This window comes from Caballeronia sordidicola, from assembly GCF_001544455.2.
Classification (GTDB): domain Bacteria; phylum Pseudomonadota; class Gammaproteobacteria; order Burkholderiales; family Burkholderiaceae; genus Caballeronia; species Caballeronia sordidicola.
In genome coordinates this window covers 263,702-280,545 of sequence record NZ_FCOC02000001.1, presented here as the reverse complement: position 1 = coordinate 280,545, position 16,844 = coordinate 263,702, and the positions used below count along the sequence as shown (strand labels likewise).

The 16,844-nt window shown below is 62.0% G+C and carries 11 protein-coding genes; 4 read left to right on the top strand and 7 right to left on the bottom strand.

All coding sequences use genetic code 11. The features are described from left to right. Positions 1 to 41 precede the first annotated feature (41 nt). From AWB64_RS01200 to dapC, 3 genes are read right to left on the bottom strand one after another with little or no spacing between them, the layout of a single operon-like run. Positions 42 to 404 carry an ArsC family reductase gene (locus AWB64_RS01200; protein ID WP_060816797.1) on the bottom strand — a complete coding sequence of 121 codons (363 nt, stop codon included), beginning with the start codon at positions 402 to 404 and terminating at the stop codon, positions 42 to 44. A 3-nt stretch (positions 405 to 407) separates the two neighbouring features. Beyond that, on the bottom strand, positions 408 to 1,235 hold the full coding sequence (dapD, locus tag AWB64_RS01195) for a 2,3,4,5-tetrahydropyridine-2,6-dicarboxylate N-succinyltransferase (protein ID WP_060816796.1): 828 nt from the start codon (positions 1,233 to 1,235) through the stop codon (positions 408 to 410). A 38-nt stretch (positions 1,236 to 1,273) separates the two neighbouring features. Further along, positions 1,274 to 2,485 (bottom strand): succinyldiaminopimelate transaminase, encoded by a 1,212-nt coding sequence (gene dapC / locus AWB64_RS01190; RefSeq protein WP_060816795.1) that lies wholly within the window; start codon positions 2,483 to 2,485, stop codon positions 1,274 to 1,276. A gap of 449 nt (positions 2,486 to 2,934) precedes the next feature. On the opposite strand from dapC, the gene smc reads away from it, so the two are divergent. From smc to def, 4 genes are all read left to right on the top strand, one after another. Next, positions 2,935 to 6,450, top strand: coding sequence for a chromosome segregation protein SMC (smc, locus tag AWB64_RS01180; RefSeq protein WP_060817157.1), 3,516 nt, complete (start codon positions 2,935 to 2,937; stop codon positions 6,448 to 6,450). Between the two features lie 226 nt (positions 6,451 to 6,676). Then, a complete protein-coding gene (locus tag AWB64_RS01175) occupies positions 6,677 to 7,921 on the top strand; it encodes a cell division protein ZipA C-terminal FtsZ-binding domain-containing protein (RefSeq protein WP_060817156.1) in 1,245 nt (414 codons plus the stop codon). A 136-nt stretch (positions 7,922 to 8,057) separates the two neighbouring features. Next, complete coding sequence (ligA, locus tag AWB64_RS01170; RefSeq protein ID WP_060816793.1) at positions 8,058 to 10,154, top strand: NAD-dependent DNA ligase LigA; 2,097 nt, start codon at positions 8,058 to 8,060, stop codon at positions 10,152 to 10,154. After that, positions 10,151 to 10,684, top strand: a complete 534-nt coding sequence (gene def, locus AWB64_RS01165) for a peptide deformylase (RefSeq protein WP_060816792.1) — start codon at positions 10,151 to 10,153, stop codon at positions 10,682 to 10,684. The genes ligA and def overlap by 4 nt, the downstream gene beginning before the upstream one ends. A 119-nt stretch (positions 10,685 to 10,803) precedes the next feature. Here the strand turns inward: def and AWB64_RS01160 are convergent, their stop codons facing one another. From AWB64_RS01160 to map, 4 genes are all read right to left on the bottom strand, one after another. Then, a complete protein-coding gene (locus AWB64_RS01160) occupies positions 10,804 to 11,040 on the bottom strand; it encodes a hypothetical protein (protein ID WP_060816791.1) in 237 nt (78 codons plus the stop codon). A gap of 220 nt (positions 11,041 to 11,260) precedes the next feature. Beyond that, entirely contained in the window at positions 11,261 to 13,108 is a 1,848-nt protein-coding gene (locus AWB64_RS30690) for a pseudouridine synthase (RefSeq protein WP_075643212.1), read from the bottom strand. Positions 13,109 to 13,114: 6 nt separating this feature from the next. Further along, positions 13,115 to 15,700 (bottom strand): [protein-PII] uridylyltransferase, encoded by a 2,586-nt coding sequence (locus AWB64_RS01145; protein WP_060816788.1) that lies wholly within the window; start codon positions 15,698 to 15,700, stop codon positions 13,115 to 13,117. Between the two features lie 173 nt (positions 15,701 to 15,873). Beyond that, positions 15,874 to 16,683 (bottom strand): type I methionyl aminopeptidase, encoded by an 810-nt coding sequence (gene map, locus AWB64_RS01140; protein WP_060816787.1) that lies wholly within the window; start codon positions 16,681 to 16,683, stop codon positions 15,874 to 15,876. Positions 16,684 to 16,844: the final 161 nt, after the last annotated feature.

The window sequence follows — 16,844 nt, the reverse complement described above, 5'->3', positions numbered from 1 at the left end:
CTCATGCAAAAAAGCGGCGATGCTGTGTTCAAGCTGAGACTTCAACCAAACAGCGTTTCGTACTTTTCCGCGTCGAAACCGAGCGACTTCACGCGGCCATTCACCACGAGCACGGGCCGCTTGATGATCGACGGCTTGTGGATCATCAACGCAATCGCGCCGGCGGTCGAGCCCGCTTCGTTCTTGTACGTATCCGACAAGCCACGCCAGGTCGTGCCGCGACGGTTGATCAGTTCGTCGAGCGTGACATCCTTCAGCCAGTCCTGCAACAACGCCGTCGATACCCCGGCCTTCTTGAAGTCGTGGAACTCGAACGGCACGTCATGCTCTTCCAGCCACACGCGCGCTTTTTTCACGGTGTCGCAATTCGGAATCCCATATACGACGATCTTTTTCGCGGCCATGGATCAATCGCCTCGCAGCAACTCGTTCAAGCCGACCTTGGCGCGCGTCTTCGCGTCCACCTTCTTCACGATTACCGCGCAGTACAGGCTGTGCGAACCGTCTTTGGAAGGCAGGTTGCCCGCGACGACTACAGACCCCGCCGGAATGCGTCCGTAGGTGACCGAGCCCGTTTCGCGGTCATAGATTTTCGTGCTCTGGCCGAGATACACGCCCATGGAGATAACCGAATTCTCTTCCACGATCACACCTTCAACCACTTCCGACCGCGCGCCGATGAAGCAGTTGTCTTCAATGATCACGGGATTTGCCTGGAGCGGTTCCAGCACGCCGCCAATGCCCACGCCGCCCGACAGATGCACGTTCTTGCCGATCTGCGCGCATGAGCCAACGGTGGCCCAGGTGTCGACCATCGTGCCTTCGTCCACATATGCGCCAATGTTCGTGTACGACGGCATCAGCACCACGTTCTTCGCGATGAACGAACCGCGGCGCGCAATAGCGGGCGGCACGACGCGAAAGCCACCTGCCGCGAAATCCTCGGCGGTGTAGCTGGCGAACTTCGACGGCACCTTGTCGTAGAACTGGCTGTAGCCGCCAGCGGGCATGGGCGCATTGTCTTCGAGCCGGAACGAGAGCAGCACGGCTTTCTTCAGCCATTGATTGACCACCCATTCGCCATTTTGCTTTTCGGCCACGCGCAGCGCGCCTTTATCGAGTTGCTCGATTGCGTGAGCGACGGCTTCGCGCACCTCGGCGCTCGCCGCTTTCGGCGACAGCTCGGCTCGGTTGTCCCAGGCGGTATCGATGATCTGCTGAAGTTGTTGCGACATGGTCGTGACTTGAAGTGAGTGCTGTGATTAAGGAGGAGTTACCGGGGCAGCGCGCGGCAGAATTCGACGATCCGCTGCGCGCCTTCGACACATTCGTCGAGCTCGGCGACGAGCGCTATGCGGATGAAACCGCTGCCGGGGTTCGTGCCGTGGGCATCGCGCGCCAGGAACGAGCCTGGCAAAACCGTCACATTATAGTCGGCGTAAAGGCGTGCGGCGAACTCGGTGTCCGAGAGGCCGGTGCGCAGTACGTTTGCCCAAAGGTAGAACGCGGCGTCAGGCAGACGCACATCCAGCACCTCGGCAAGCATGGGCGTCACCATGGTGAATTTCTTCACGTATAGCGCGCGGTTCTCGCGAACGTGGACTTCGTCCTTCCATGCCATCACGCTCGCCGCCTGGAACATTGGCGAAAGCGCCGCGCCGTGATACGTGCGGTAGAGCAGGAATTGTTTGAGAATGGATGCGTCGCCAGCGACAAAACCCGAGCGCATGCCGGGTACGTTTGATCGCTTCGACAAGCTCGACAGCATCACCAGCCGCTCGAAACCGCGCCCGAGCCTGTGCGCCGCTTCGAGACCGCCGAGCGGCGGCGTATCTTCGTTGAAATAGATCTCGGAATAACATTCGTCGGACGCGATCACGAAGCCGTGCCGGTCCGACAAGGCGAACAATTCGCGCCAGTCGTCGAGCGTGAGCACGGCGCCGGTCGGATTGCCGGGCGAGCAAACGAAGAGCAGTTGCGTGCGCGCCCAGATGGCGTCGGGCACGGTCGCGTAATCGCAGGCGAAATTGCGCGCCGGATCGCTGTTCACGAAGTACGGTTCGGCGCCAGCCAGCAACGCCGCGCCTTCGTAGATCTGATAGAACGGATTCGGGCACACCACAATGGGCGGCTCGGCGCCTCCGCGGCTGTCTACCACCGTTTGCGCCAGCGAAAACAAGGCCTCGCGCGAACCCGAGACCGGCAGGACCTCCGTGGCCGCATCCACGGCGGGAAGCGCGTAGCGCTGCTTTGTCCAATCCGCGATTGCCCGGCGCAGCGGTTCGCTTCCGGCCGTGGCGGGATATGAAGCGAGGCCGGCCATGGCGTTCACAACGGCGTCGCGGATCAGTGCAGGCGTTGCGTGTTTCGGCTCGCCGATACCGAAGCTGATTGGCGCGAAGTCCGCTCGCGGCGCGATGTCCTTGAACAGCGCGCGCAGCTTTTCAAACGGATACGGCTGAAGTTTCTGGAGTAGTGAATTCACGGCTTGGGTCGCGGCTGAAAAAGGGGCGGCAAAGGGGCGGCAAAGGGGACGGCAAGAGGACAACAAGGCTGCGATTATATCCCCGCGCGGTTTGCCGGCGGCCGCGGAACTTCAACGTGGGGGCCATTCGGCCAGTAAAAACACCGGTCAGGAAAGTCGTCCGGTTGCGAATAAAACACAGACAGAACCCGGATGTAAAACGCCAGCCGCAAGCGAAAAGAAATCATTCCGGGCGATGGTATGATTGTCACCGTTCGCTGGGCAGCGTGCTTGGGGTCGTTGGCAAGGTCGTCGAGCAGGCCCGCCGCGGTTCCACCCGGATCAACGGGCCCGATCCGCACCGCCCGAGCGTTTTCGACCGGCGTTTGATGCCTTCCGCTGCACGAACATGCGTGCATACGAGGTTCGCCGGCCCGTTTCCAGCATTCATTCCAATCAGCGATATCGCCGTGCGTCTGACCTCGATAAAACTCGCTGGCTTCAAGTCCTTCGTCGATCCCACCCATTTCCAGGTCCCAGGCCAGCTTGTCGGCGTGGTGGGCCCGAACGGCTGCGGAAAATCCAACATCATTGACGCCGTGCGCTGGGTGCTGGGCGAATCGCGCGCCTCGGAACTGCGCGGCGAGTCGATGCAGGACGTCATCTTCAACGGCTCCACGGCGCGCAAGCCGGGCAGCCGGGCCAGCGTTGAACTGATCTTCGATAACGCCGATGGCCGCGCCGCCGGCCAGTGGGGCACCTACGCCGAAATCGCCGTCAAGCGCGTCCTCACGCGCGACGGCACCTCGAGCTATTACATCAATAACCTGCCGGCCCGCCGCCGCGATATCCAGGACATTTTCCTGGGCACGGGTCTCGGGCCGCGTGCGTACGCGATCATCGGGCAGGGCATGATTGCGCGGATCATCGAGGCGAAGCCCGAAGAACTGCGTGTGTTCCTGGAAGAAGCCGCGGGTGTATCGAAGTACAAGGAACGCCGCCGCGAAACCGAAAACCGCCTGCACGACACGCGCGAAAACCTGACGCGCGTGGAAGATATCGTGCGCGAACTGAGCGCGAATCTCGAAAAGCTGGAAGCGCAGGCGGTCGTCGCGACGAAATATAAAACGCTGCAGGCCGAAGGCGAGGAAAAGCAGCGGCTCTTGTGGCTCTTGCGCAAGAACGAAGCCGGCAACGAGTCGGCGCGCCAGCAACGCGCCATCAGCGACGCACAGATCGAACTCGAAGCGCAAACCGCGAAGCTGCGCGAAGTCGAAGCGCAACTTGAAACGCTGCGCGTGGCGCACTACAGCGCCAGCGACGCCATGCAGGGCGCCCAAGGCGCGCTCTACGAAGCGAATTCCGAGGTCAGCAAGCTCGAGGCGGAAATCCGCTTCATTGTGGAATCGCGTAACCGCGTGCAGGCACAGATCGCCGCGCTGACCGCGCAACGCGAACAATGGCAGATGCAGGCGGAGAAAGCGCGCGGCGAGATTGACGAGGCCGAAGAAGCGCTGGCTGTCGGCGAGGAAAAGGCGGCGATTGCGCAGGAAACGGCCGCCGCGAAGCAGGACGAATTGCCCGCGCTCGAAGCGCGTTTTCGCGATGCCCAGAATGAGCTGAACGACGAGCGCGCCACGATCGCGCGCACGGAACAAGCCTTGAAACTGGAGGCCGCGCATCAGCGCAATGCTGACCAGCAACTGCAGCAACTGCAGCAGCGCCACGAACGCCTGAAAGGCGAAGCGGGCGGCCTGGATGCGCCCGACGAAGCCCAGCTCGAAGAGTTGCGCATGCAGATGGCCGAGCATGAGGAAATTCTCGCTGAAGCTCAGGCCCGTCTCGCCGACGCACAGGACACCGTTCCGCGTCTGGACGGCGAGCGCCGCGCCGCGCAAGAGAAGGTGCAGGCGGAAAGCGCGCATATTCACCAGCTCGAAGCGCGCCTCGCCGCGCTCAAGCAGTTGCAGGAAAATGTGCAAACAGAGGGCAAGATTCAGCCCTGGCTGGATAAGCACGAGCTAGGTTCGCTGCCGCGCCTGTGGAAGAAACTCCATGTGGAAGCGGGTTGGGAAACGGCGCTGGAATCGGTTCTGCGCGAGCGGATCGCGGCGCTGGAGGTATCGAATCTCGATTGGGTGAAGGCGTTTGCGACCGATGCGCCGCCAGCGAAGCTCGCGTTCTACGCGCCGCCCAATGCCGGCCGGCCGCATGAAGCGCCCGCGGGTTTGCGCCCGCTACTGGCGTTGATCCGTATCGACGATGCGGGTTTGCGTGCGGTGCTGACCGACTGGCTGGGCCAGATGTTTGTTGCTGATGACATCGCCCAGGCGCTTTCCTCGCGTGCTCAATTGCCCGATGGCGGCGCGTTCGTGGTGAAGGCCGGCCATGTGGTGACGCGGGTCGGCGTGCAGCTTTACGCGGCCGACTCCGAGCAGGCGGGCATGCTCGCGCGCCAGCACGAAATCGAGAACCTCACCAGGCAGGTCCGCGCGCAAGCACTGCTCGCCGACGAAGCCAAGGCCGCCGCCGTTCGCGCGGAAGCGGCGCATACACAGGCGTCGGGCGCGCTGGGCGAGGCGCGTTCTGCCGCCGAACGCGCGACCCAGCGCGTACACGCATTGCAGATGGACGTGCTGAAGCTCACGCAGGCGCACGACCGATACATGCAGCGCAGCACGCAGATCCGTGAGGAACTCGCGGAAATCACGGCTCAGATCGACGAACAACGCGCGTTGCGTGCTGAATCGGAGGCGAATTTCGAGCGTCACGATGGCGAGCTGGCCGAATTGCAGGCGCGTTTCGAAGATCATCAGCTCGCGTTCGAAGCGCTGGACGAAGCGTTGACCGATTGCCGGCAGGAAGCCCGCGATCTGGAGCGCGCGGCCACCGACGCCACCTTTGCCGCACGAGGACTCGCGGCGAAGATCGAGGAATATCGTCGCAATATCGAAACGGCGAAAGAGCAGAGCGAACGTGTGGCAGGCGCGCTCGAAGACGCGCGCGCCGAGCTCGAAACCATCAACGAACAGACGGCGCATACCGGCTTGCAGGACGCGCTCGAACTGCGCGCGGCCAAGGAAGAGGCGCTGCAGTCGGCGCGTATCGAACTGGACGATCTCACCGCGCGCCTGCGTCAGGCCGACGAGTTGCGGCTGATCGCCGAGCGTTCGCTGCAGCCGCTGCGTGACAAGATCGGCGAATTGCAATTGAAGGAGCAGGCCGCGCGCATCAGCGGCGAGCAGTTCGTCGAACAACTGGCGGCGGCGGGCGTGGACGAAGCCGAGTTGCAAGCCAAGCTCACGCCGGACATGAAGCCTTCGTACCTGCAAGGCGAAGTCACCCGGCTGAACAACGCGATCACGGCGCTTGGCGCCGTCAACATGGCGGCGCTCGACGAACTCGCGGCAGCCACCGAACGCAAGTCGTTCCTCGATTCGCAGTCGGCGGATCTGAACGACGCCATCGGCACGTTGGAAGACGCGATCCACAAGATCGACCAGGAAACGCGCTCGTTACTGCAAGGCACGTTCGACGAAGTGAACCGTCATTTTGGCGAGCTGTTCCCGCGTTTGTTCGGCGGCGGTCAGGCGAAACTCGTCATGACCGGCGACGAAATTCTCGATGCGGGCGTGCAGGTTCTCGCGCAGCCGCCGGGCAAGAAGAACTCGACTATTCACCTGCTTTCGGGCGGTGAAAAAGCGCTGACGGCGACTGCGCTCGTGTTCGCCATGTTCCAGTTGAATCCGGCGCCGTTCTGTCTGCTGGACGAAGTCGATGCACCACTCGACGACGCCAACACGGAACGTTTTGCGAACCTTGTACGGGCAATGTCGGAGAAGACGCAATTTCTCTTCATCTCGCACAACAAGATCGCGATGGAGATGGCGCAGCAACTGATCGGCGTGACAATGCAGGAACAGGGGGTATCGCGCATTGTTGCTGTGGATATGGAATCCGCGGCGGGTTTCGCCCAGAATGCTTGAATGTTTCGCCGGATCAACGCAATTCCGGCGATAAAAACAGTGTAAAGAACCGGTCCGGGAGGCCGGTTCTGGCGCGCCAGGCGCGGAGTGACGCATGAGGATTTCGCATTCGAAATGTCATGCAACGCAGATCGCGCGGCGTAACTTAAAACAAGCGCTCGGCACCGATTCGGCAACCATAAACGATCGCGAGCGAGCGCAAAACAGAAAGTATGACGGAGCGTGCATGGACGAGTTGACACTCGGGTTGATTGGAGCAGGAGCCGTGGTGGTGGGCGGCGTGGTGGTCTATAACGCGTGGCAGGGCGCAAAAGTGCGCCGCAGGATGCCCCGTCCCATGCCCGACGAAGCGGCGGAATCGCTCGCCCGTCAGGACGCGGAGGACGAGCAGCCGTTTATTGAACCAACGCGTCCGGTCAGACGCGAACCCGCGCTGGGCGAGGGCGACAAGTCCGACGCTTCGGACTCGCGCGTGGAACCGAGCTTTGGCGGCGCGCCCATGTCCACGGTGGCGCCGGCGGACACCGCGGTGGATATCCAGGCGGAATCGACTTCGGTAAATGGGGATTTCGATGAACCGGATTCCCCTCCCATCATTGCCGATGACGACGAACCGGTGCTGCCGGCCGCGACCACGATTTCATCGGCGCCGCCGGCAATCGTGGATCGGCGGATCGACTGCGTGGTGCCGATCCGCCTGGTTGCGCCCATACCCGGCGACAAGCTGATTCCGAGCGCGCAGAAGTTGCGGCGGGCGGGCGCGAAGCCGGTGCACATAGAAGGCAAGCCGGAAGGCGGCACGACCTGGGAATTGCTCAAGAACGGTGCGCGTTACGAAGAACTGCGCGCGGCGGCCCAGCTTGCGAATCGAGGCGGCCCGCTGAACGAACTGGAGTTCTCGGAGTTCGTGACGGGCGTGCAGCGTTTCGCCGATGGTATCGACGGTTCTCCCGAGTTTCCGGACATGCTGGAAACGGTCGGCATGGCGCGCGAACTCGACGCGTTCGCGGCCCAGTGCGACGCCCAGTTATCCATCAACATTCTCTCCGACGGCGCGCCGTGGTCGGCCAACTACGTGCAGGCGGTGGCGTCGCAAGACGGCTTGCTGCTCTCGCGCGACGGCACGCGCTTCGTCAAGCTGGACGCGCGGCAGAACCCGGTCTTCATGTTGCTTTTCGGCGATACCAACTTTCTGCGCGACGACCTGACCTACAAGGGCGGCCAGATGATCACGCTGGTGCTGGACGTGCCGGTGGCCGACGAAGACATCCTGCCGTTTCGCCTGATGTGCGATTACGCAAAATCGCTGTCCGAGCGCATCGGCGCCCGGGTCGTGGACGACCAGCGCCGGCCGTTGCCGGAAAGCTCGCTGCTCGCCATCGAAAAACAGTTGATGACGCTCTACGCGAAGCTGGAGCAAGCTGGCATTCCGGCCGGATCGCCCGCCACGCGGCGCTTGTTCAGTCAATAGATAGGATCGTACGGCAGCCGTGCGGAATCAGTGAACGAATTCGCAGGCATCGGCCGTTTGGCCGATGCCACGTTCCGCCGTTCTCTGAGACAATCGACAGGTCAGTTTCTCTTAACTCTTTAGCCTGTCCTGCCGCATGTCCGCCAAACCTAAAGCCGCTGCCAAAGCAGAGAAAGCAGCGCCCGCTGTTTCCACTGCGCCGATTCCGGGCGCTGATCGGCCCGCCGAGCGCGCCGAATGGTTGCGCGCGGAACTCGAGCGCGCGAACTACGCGTATTACGTGCTCGACCAGCCTGACCTGCCCGACGCCGAATACGACATTCTGTTCAAGGAACTGCAGCAGATCGAAGCGGCCGAGCCCGAACTGATCACGCCGGATTCACCTACCCAGCGCGTTGGCGGACAGGTTTCAACGGGTTTTCAGCCGGTCACGCACGACGTGCCCATGCTGTCGTTGAATAACGGTTTCGCTGACGAAAACGTTGTTGCATTCGATAAACGCGTCGCTGACACGCTTGGCCACGCGCCAGTTGAATACGCTTGTGAGTTGAAATTCGACGGACTTGCAATCTCGCTACGCTACGACGACGGCGTATTTGTGCAGGCAGCCACCCGCGGCGACGGCGCGACGGGCGAAGAGGTGACGGAAAACGTCCGTACCATCCATTCGATCCCGCTCAAGCTCAAAGGCAAGAACATCCCGAAGCGGCTCGACGTGCGCGGCGAAGTGCTGATGTTCAAGCGCGATTTCGAGCGGTTGAACGCCCGCCAGCGCAAGGCGGAACAACGCGAATTTGCGAATCCACGAAACGCGGCTGCGGGAGGTCTGCGCCAGCTCGATCCCAAGATGACCGCGCAGCGGAAGCTATCCTTCTTTGCTTATGGCATCGGCGTTCTGGAGGGCGCGGAGATGCCTTCGTCGCACTCGGCGCTGCTCGACTGGTACAAGGAGATGGGCCTGCCGGTCAACGCGGAACGCGGTGTGGTGCAGGGCGCGGAAGGGCTGCTGGAATTTTTTCACAATACCGGCGAGAAGCGCGACGGTTTGCCGTATGACATTGACGGCGTGGTTTATAAAGTCAATCAGCGTGAGGAACAGGACAAGCTCGGCTTCGTCTCGCGGGCTCCGCGCTTCGCGCTCGCGCACAAGTTTCCGGCGCAAGAAGCGTTGACGCAGTTGCTTTCCATCGACGTGCAAGTCGGACGTACCGGCGCGATCACGCCGGTCGCGCGCCTTACGCCGGTGTTCGTCGGCGGCGCGACGGTGACGAATGCGACCTTGCACAACGAAGACGAAGTGCGGCGCAAGGACATCCGGATTGGCGACACCGTGATCGTGCGGCGCGCCGGCGACGTAATTCCTGAAGTGGTCGGCGCGATCCTCGACCGGCGTCCTGATGACGCGCGCGAATTCGTGATGCCGACCGAATGCCCGGTGTGCGGGTCGAAGATCGAGCGGCTGCCGGACGAAGCTATCGCGCGCTGTACGGGTGGGCTGATTTGCCCGGCTCAACGCAAGCAGGCGTTGTGGCATTTCGCGCAGCGGCGCGCGCTGGATATCGACGGGCTGGGTGAGAAGATCATCGACCAGTTGGTCGAACAGAACATTGTGCGCACGCCGGCGGATCTGTTCAATCTGGGCGTCGCGAAACTCGCGGCGCTAGACCGTTTCGCCGATAAATCCGCTCAGAATCTCTACGATTCCATCGAAAAGGCGAAGCACACGACCTTGCCGCGTTTTCTCTATGCGCTGGGCATCCGGCACGTGGGCGAATCCACGGCGAAGGATCTGGCCAAGCATTTTGGCTCGCTCGACCCGATCATGACTGCAAGCGTCGAGGAATTGCTGGAAGTGAACGACGTGGGCCCGGTCGTCGCCGAATCGCTGCATAACTTTTTCAGCGAAGAGCACAACCAGATGGTGATCGAGCAGTTGCGTGGCTCCGGCAAGGTGACGTGGCCCGAAGGCCCGCCCGCGCCCAAGGCGCCGCAGGGCGTGCTGGCCGGCAAGACAATCGTGCTGACTGGCACGTTGCCCACGCTCTCGCGCGAAGACGCCAAGGAAATGCTCGAGGCGGCGGGTGCGAAGGTGGCAGGGTCGGTATCGAAGAAAACGGATTACGTGGTGGCTGGAGCGGAGGCGGGCAGCAAGCTCGTCAAGGCCGAGGAACTCGGTGTCCCAGTGCTCGACGAAGACGGTATGCGCAAGCTTTTGGAGGGAGAAACCCCATGATTCGCGAAATCCTCAAGATGGGCGATCCGCGTTTGTTGCGTATCGCAGAGCCTGTCGATCATTTCGATACCCCCGAACTGCACGCCCTGGTGGAGGACATGTTCGACACCATGCGCCATGCAAACGGCGCGGGACTCGCGGCGCCGCAGATTGGCGTCGACTTGCAGGTCGTGATCTTCGGCTTCGCTCACAACGAGCGTTATCCCGATGCGCAACCCGTGCCGGAAACGGTGCTGATCAATCCAATCATCACGCCCGTGTCGCATGACATGGAAGAGGGCTGGGAGGGCTGTTTGTCGGTGCCGGGATTGCGCGGGGCCGTGCAGCGGTATTCCATGATCCGCTATCAGGGCTTCGATCAATATGGCTCGCCGATCGAACGGCTCGCTGAAGGTTTTCATGCGCGGGTCGTCCAGCATGAGTGCGATCATTTGATCGGCAAGCTCTATCCCATGCGGGTCACGGACTTTTCGAAATTCGGATTCACCGAGATCCTGTTCCCTGGACTGGATCCGAATACCGACGACTGAGGACGCGGCGCGTCAGAGGGACCGATGCGGTTTTATCGGTTTACGCGCTGCATCAACGCTTCAATTACGAACGAGCCGCCGCAACTGGCGGCTTTGTCGTATTGGCTGCTTGATATGCTTCAGGCGAAACTCTTGCTGCCCGAAGCAGCCTCCGGCTGGCGAAAAAGCTTGATGTGTTCAGGATTCGCCGATGCCTGCAAACGTCCATCCGGCAAACGTGCAATGACTACTTCACCAATGCCAGGACTCATCACCACGACTTCGTCGCGCAAGGCGAGCAGTGCGTCGAGGCGGCGTCGGCCGCTGACGATTTCGAGGCCGGTTTTTGTTTCGCGAACAATGATCTCAACGGACATGGCAATTCTCCAGTAGCTTTCGCAAAGCACACGCGGCTGAAAACGGTAAATTGCACGCGTACCTGCCTATCGGTCATGAGTCATATTTTCTTTAACCAAAAATCGGTCAAAAAAAATCGATGTGCTCGGCAGGTGCCGTTCACATCGATTTGTGCCAATTCCGTCGTTTTTCCGCGACGCCCTTATCAGATCGCTGGCGCCGCGTGTTTCGTAGATTCGCCTAAAACGCCTCGTCTGCGCCGAGGTAACGCCATTGTCCCGGCGGTAGTGCACCCAGCGTCACGCGTCCCATCCGGATCCGTTTCAAGCCGACCACTTCCAGGCCAACCAGCTCGCACATCCGCCGAATCTGGCGTTTTTTGCCTTCCCGCAACACAAAGCGCAGTTGTTCACCGTTTTGCCAGCTTACTTGTGCGGTCTTGAGCGGAACATCGTCGAGCGCCAGTCCGTGGCGCAGCAGGGCCAGACTTACAGGCGGGAAATGCGATTCAATATCGAGTTCGTGCTCGCCGAATTTCACCCGCACGAGATATTCTTTATCGACTTCCGAATGGCCCCCAATAAGCTGCTTCGCCACACGGCCATCCTGTGTCAGCACGAGAAGACCCGTGGAATCGATATCCAGACGTCCCGCGGGTGCGAGCGTGCGCAGATGCGAAGGCGAGAAGCGGATGCCGGACTGGTCATCGGCCCAATGGTTCGACGGGTTGACCAGCGTGACTGCCGGTTGATATCCGTCTTCCGCCTGACCCGAAACATAGCCGACCGGCTTATGGATCAGGATGGTCACCTGCTGCATTTGCGCGGCGTGCGCGGCTTGAGCGATCTCGATGTTTTGATCCGGACGGATCTTGGTGCCGAGCGTATCAATGACTTCGCCGTCCACCAGCACCCAGCCTTTTTCGATCCATTCGTCGGCTTCGCGACGTGAACAAAGGCCAAGTTCCGACATCACCTTCGACAATCGCACGAGCCCGTCTTCACCTTCGCGTGCGATGCGTGCCGGAGAGGGTGGTGCGTCGGCGTTGCGCGGTTTCGAGGGTTTTGCTGCCGGCTTGCGTACTGGCTTGCGCTCGTCGCCAAAGCGTTCCGGCGATGCCGCGCGTTTTGCAAACGGCCGATCGCCTGCGGGACGCTGGCGGTCGAAGGAGGCCGGACGCGGGCTGCCGTCGTGCGCGTGGTTGCGCTCGCGGCGTGGTGCGCCATTGTCGTTGAATGAGGGTCGCGGCGCGCGATCGCTGCCGGGGCCGCGAGAATCTTCGCGGGGCTTGAACGGGCGTCGCTCGCCATCGCCAGCCGGACGATCGCTGCGTGGAGCGCTTCGATCGCCGAAAGATGGACGCGGTCCGCGATCGGTGGCCGGGCTGCGCGGCGCGGCGCGGTCGTTGAATGCCGGGCGGGGCGTGCGGTCACTGTTCGCACCACGCGGTGCGTCGTCGCGAGGGCTGAACGGACGGCGCTCGCTGTTGCCCGAAGGACGGTCGCCACGCGGCGCGCCACGATCGCCAAACGAAGGACGCGGCCCACGATCACCGCCCGCACCGCGCGGCGCATCGCCACGAGGTGTGAACGGCCGGCGTTCGCTGTTGCCCGAAGGACGGTCGCCACGCGGCGCGCCACGATCGCCAAACGAAGGACGCGGCCCGCGATCGCCGCCCGCACCACGCGGCGCATCGCCACGCGGCGTAAACGGTCGACGCTCGCCATCTCCCGAAGGACGATCACCACGCGGAGCGCCGCGATCACCAAACGAAGGACGCGGCCCGCGATCACCGCCCGCACCGCGCGGCGCATCGCCACGCGGCGTGAACGGACGGCGCTCGCCATCTCCCGAAGGACGATCACCACGCGGAGCGCCACGTTCACCAAACGCAGGACGCGGTCCACGATCCCCGCCGGCACCACGCAATGTAGAAGGCCGATCCATCTTATCAACCCTCACAGGCCGGTCTCCGCCCGGCGCTTCCGCACGAGGCGGTTTTTTCCGTCCAACGGCACTGCCGGTACGAACGGGGGAACGCGCCGGCGAAGCCGGTCGCGGATGTTTCGCTGTCAGTTTGACGCGCATAGATTCTCAGGCTGCGATCGCGCGCAGCAGCTCGGTTTCGACCTGGATTTGCGTCCGGTTGTCGGATAGGGTTTTGCCGTCGAGCAGGAACACGTCTTCCACGCGTTCGCCAAGCGTGTTGATCCGCGCCGCATGGACGCCGATCCGGTGCTGGGCGAGAACCCGCGCGATCGAATAAAGGAGGCCCTGCCGGTCGTTGGCCGACACGGACAGGATGTAATACTGACCACGTTCGTCGGGACGCAAATCCACGCGCGGCGTGATCGGGAAAGTGCGCACCAGCCGCGAAACCCGTCCCTTCGACGGCTCCGGCAAGATGCCCTCGGCGGTCAGCAACGTGCTCAGTTGCTGTTCGACGAGGTTTGCAATGTCGCGATAATGCCCGTCATGATCCGGATGCGCGACCAGAAAATTGTCGAGCGCGTAGCCATGACGGGTCGTCGTGATGCGTGCATCGAGGACTGAAAGACCGTTTTTATCGAAATAAGCGCAAATGCCGGCGAACAGATCCGGCCGGTCTTTTACGTACACGAGCACCTGGAGCGCTGCGCCAATGGGCGACGGCCGCGCCCGCACGATCGGCTTTTCGCTTTCCACATGCTTGTAGAGCACGCGGGTTTGCCAGGCAATATCGGCGGCGTCGTGGCGCAGGAAATAGCCGACATCCAGCTTGTCCCACAGTGCCTTTTCAGCGTTTTCCGGCACGGTCTCAAGGCGCAGCAAGGCAAGCGCGTCTTCTTGACGCGACTTGAGTTCCGAGTGCGCATGCATTTCCGCGCCGCCGAGCACGGCACGCGTGGCGCGATACAGATCCTCGAGCAGCTTGCCTTTCCACGCGTTCCAGACTTTGGGACTGGTGCCGCGGATATCGGCGACCGTCAGCAAATACAATGCTGTCAGCCTGCGCTCGGTCTTGACCAGCGCGGCAAATTGCTTGATGACTTCAGGATCGCTCGTGTCCTGTTTTTGCGCGACCTGGCTCATGGTCAGGTGCTGCTCGACAAGCCATACGACCAGATCGCCGTCGTCGGCATTCATGTTGTGATCGCGGCAAAAACGCCGGGCGTCGGCCATGCCGAGCGTGGAGTGGTCGCCGCCGCGCCCCTTCGCAATGTCGTGGAAAAGCGCCGCAACGTACAGCACCCAGGAGCGCTCGAAATTGCCCATCAACTGGGTGCAGAACGGATACTCGTGCGCGTGCTCGGCCATCGCAAAGCGCCGGATATTGCGCAGTACCATCAGGATGTGCTGATCGACGGTATAGACGTGATACAGGTCATGCTGCATCTGCCCGACAATGCGCCGGAAATTCAGCAGATACCGCCCGAGCACGCTTGTCTGGTTCATCAGCCGAAGCGCGTGGGTAATGCCTTCTGGCGCTTGCAGGATCGCCATGAACAGCCGCCGGTTCTCGGGGTCGCGCCGCCAGTCGCGGTCCATCAGGTCGCGCGCGTTGTAGATTGCCCGCAGCGTTCTTGCCGATAACCCCTTCACCCCGCGCGTTTGTTCGTACAGCAGGAACGCTTCCAGAATCGCGTTCGGCTGGCGTTCGAAGACGTCGTCGCTGGCAATTTCGAGCATTCCCTGCTTTTCGACAAAGCGCTCGTTCAGCACGCGCGTAACGCCGCTAGTCGATGGAAACAGTTGCGCTTCCACGTTCTGGATCAGGATGGTGGCGAGCTGCGTCACCGCTTTCGCGGCCCAGTAATAACGGCGCATCAGTTGCTCGCTCGCGCGCTTCGACGACGTCGCCTTGTACCCAAGACTTTCCGCGAGCGCGGTCTGCAGGTCGAATACAAGGATGTCCTGCCGCCGCCGTGCAATCACGTGCAGGCGCGCGCGCAGCGTCTTGAGAAAGCCCTCGTTCCGGCGCAGCTCGCTCGCTTCCCGTTCGGTGATGAGTCCGCGTGAATCCAGTTCGCGCCAGCTGCTGCCAAAGCCCGCCGCATGCGAAATCCACAGGATCAGTTGCAGGTCGCGCAAGCCGCCCGGGCTTTCCTTGATGTTTGGCTCCAGGCTGTACGGCGTGTCCTGATATTTCGCGTGACGCTGGCGCATTTCCAGTACCTTGGCCTGAAAAAATGCACGTGGATCAAGCGTTTCCTGATAGCGCGCCTCGAACGCACCAACCAGTTTCTCGTTGCCCACGATCCGGCGCGCTTCGAGCAGCGACGTCCGGATGGTGATGTCGTTGTTCGCTTCATCAATGCATTGCGACACCGAGCGCACGCTGCTGCCAAGCTCGAGTCCGAGATCCCACGCCATGCCGATCAGCTTTTCGATGCGCTCGCCCAGCGTTTCCACCTGATCCGGCGTTTCGTGATCGGGCAGCAAGACGAGAATGTCGATGTCGGAATATGGCGCGAGCTCGCCGCGCCCGTAGCCGCCGACCGCCAGCAACGCTGCCGATGCCGGCATCCTGCACGCGTCCCACGCGCCCTTGAGGGCGTCGTCGGTGGCGCGCGCGAGGGCGTGCATGAGGCCATCGACATTGGTCGCGCTCTTGAAACGCTCGAGCAGCGCGGCTTTCGCCGTCCTGTAAGAGGCTTTCAGCGAGTCGGCGATAGGCGGGGCGTCGGCAGGTACGCTCATGGGCAGGCGGATGGTGAGGTCAGTGGTAAACCGTTGTATTCGACGAACCGCGGGGTTCGCCGTCTTTCATTGCACCGGGTCACGCTGGACGATCCCGCGGGCCCGGCGACGCGCGATGTCGAAAATGCCCCGGAGACGAGAGCCCTCGCGGTTTATGGCCGGTTGGACTGAACTCAGGCTGTTGCCGCGATCAGTTCGGACGGCGCCTGCGTTCCCGCGGAAACTGTCAGCACTTCATACCCTGTTGGCGTGACGAGCACCGTGTGCTCCCACTGCGCCGACAGGCTGCGGTCGCGCGTCTTGACAGTCCATTGATCCGGCATGGTGCGAATATCGCGTCGACCGGCGTTGATCATGGGTTCGACGGTAAAAATCATTCCCGCCTGCAACTCGACGCCCGTGCCCGGTCGGCCGTAATGCAGCACTTGCGGGTCTTCGTGGAACACCTTGCCCACGCCGTGACCGCAATATTCGCGAACCACGCTGTAACCCTGTGCTTCGGCGTGTTTCTGGATGGCGTGCCCGATATCGCCCAGATGCGCACCTGGCTTGATCTGATCGATGCCAAGCCACATGCAGTCGAACGTGGTCTGTACCAGGCGCTTCGCCAAAATTGAACCTTCGCCGACCAGGAACATGCGGCTTGTATCGCCGAAATAACCGTCCTTGATCACGGTGATATCGATATTCAGCGCGTCGCCGTTCTTCAGCGCCTTGTCGCCCGGAATGCCGTGGCAGATGACGTCATTGACCGAGATGCACGTGGCCTTGGGGTAGGGCGGGTAGCCCGGGGGCTGGTAGTTCAGCGGAGCCGGCACGGTGCCCTGTTCCTTCACCATGTATTCGTGGCAAAGGCGGTCCAGTTCGCCCGTGGTGACGCCCGCGACAATATGAGGCGTGATGAAATCGAGCACTTCGCTCGCGAGCCGGCAGGCGATGCGCATTTGCGCAATATCGTGATCGTTTTTCAGCGTGATGGACATAACAGGTATCAAAACTGCGTGTAAGCGGCTGTTTTGCGCTGAACGCGCGTAGCCAATCGCGCATTATCGCACCTTAGGCGGGGCGCCGCAGGGAAAAACCGCCGCTCGTACCGCCAAAAGTACCGCCCGGCTTGGGTCCAGCGGTGTTTTTATCGCCAAAA

What these genes read in the sequence shown, in the direction of transcription:
- AWB64_RS01200 (WP_060816797.1), bottom strand. Translation starts at nt 404, where the DNA reads ATGGCCGCGAAAAAGATCGTCGTATATGGGATTCCGAATTGCGACACC.
- dapD (WP_060816796.1), bottom strand. Translation starts at nt 1,235, where the DNA reads ATGTCGCAACAACTTCAGCAGATCATCGATACCGCCTGGGACAACCGA.
- AWB64_RS01175 (WP_060817156.1), top strand. Translation starts at nt 6,677, where the DNA reads ATGGACGAGTTGACACTCGGGTTGATTGGAGCAGGAGCCGTGGTGGTG.
- ligA (WP_060816793.1), top strand. Translation starts at nt 8,058, where the DNA reads ATGTCCGCCAAACCTAAAGCCGCTGCCAAAGCAGAGAAAGCAGCGCCC.
- def (WP_060816792.1), top strand. Translation starts at nt 10,151, where the DNA reads ATGATTCGCGAAATCCTCAAGATGGGCGATCCGCGTTTGTTGCGTATC.
- AWB64_RS01160 (WP_060816791.1), bottom strand. Translation starts at nt 11,040, where the DNA reads ATGTCCGTTGAGATCATTGTTCGCGAAACAAAAACCGGCCTCGAAATC.
- AWB64_RS30690 (WP_075643212.1), bottom strand. Translation starts at nt 13,108, where the DNA reads ATGCGCGTCAAACTGACAGCGAAACATCCGCGACCGGCTTCGCCGGCG.
- AWB64_RS01145 (WP_060816788.1), bottom strand. Translation starts at nt 15,700, where the DNA reads ATGAGCGTACCTGCCGACGCCCCGCCTATCGCCGACTCGCTGAAAGCC.
- map (WP_060816787.1), bottom strand. Translation starts at nt 16,683, where the DNA reads ATGTCCATCACGCTGAAAAACGATCACGATATTGCGCAAATGCGCATC.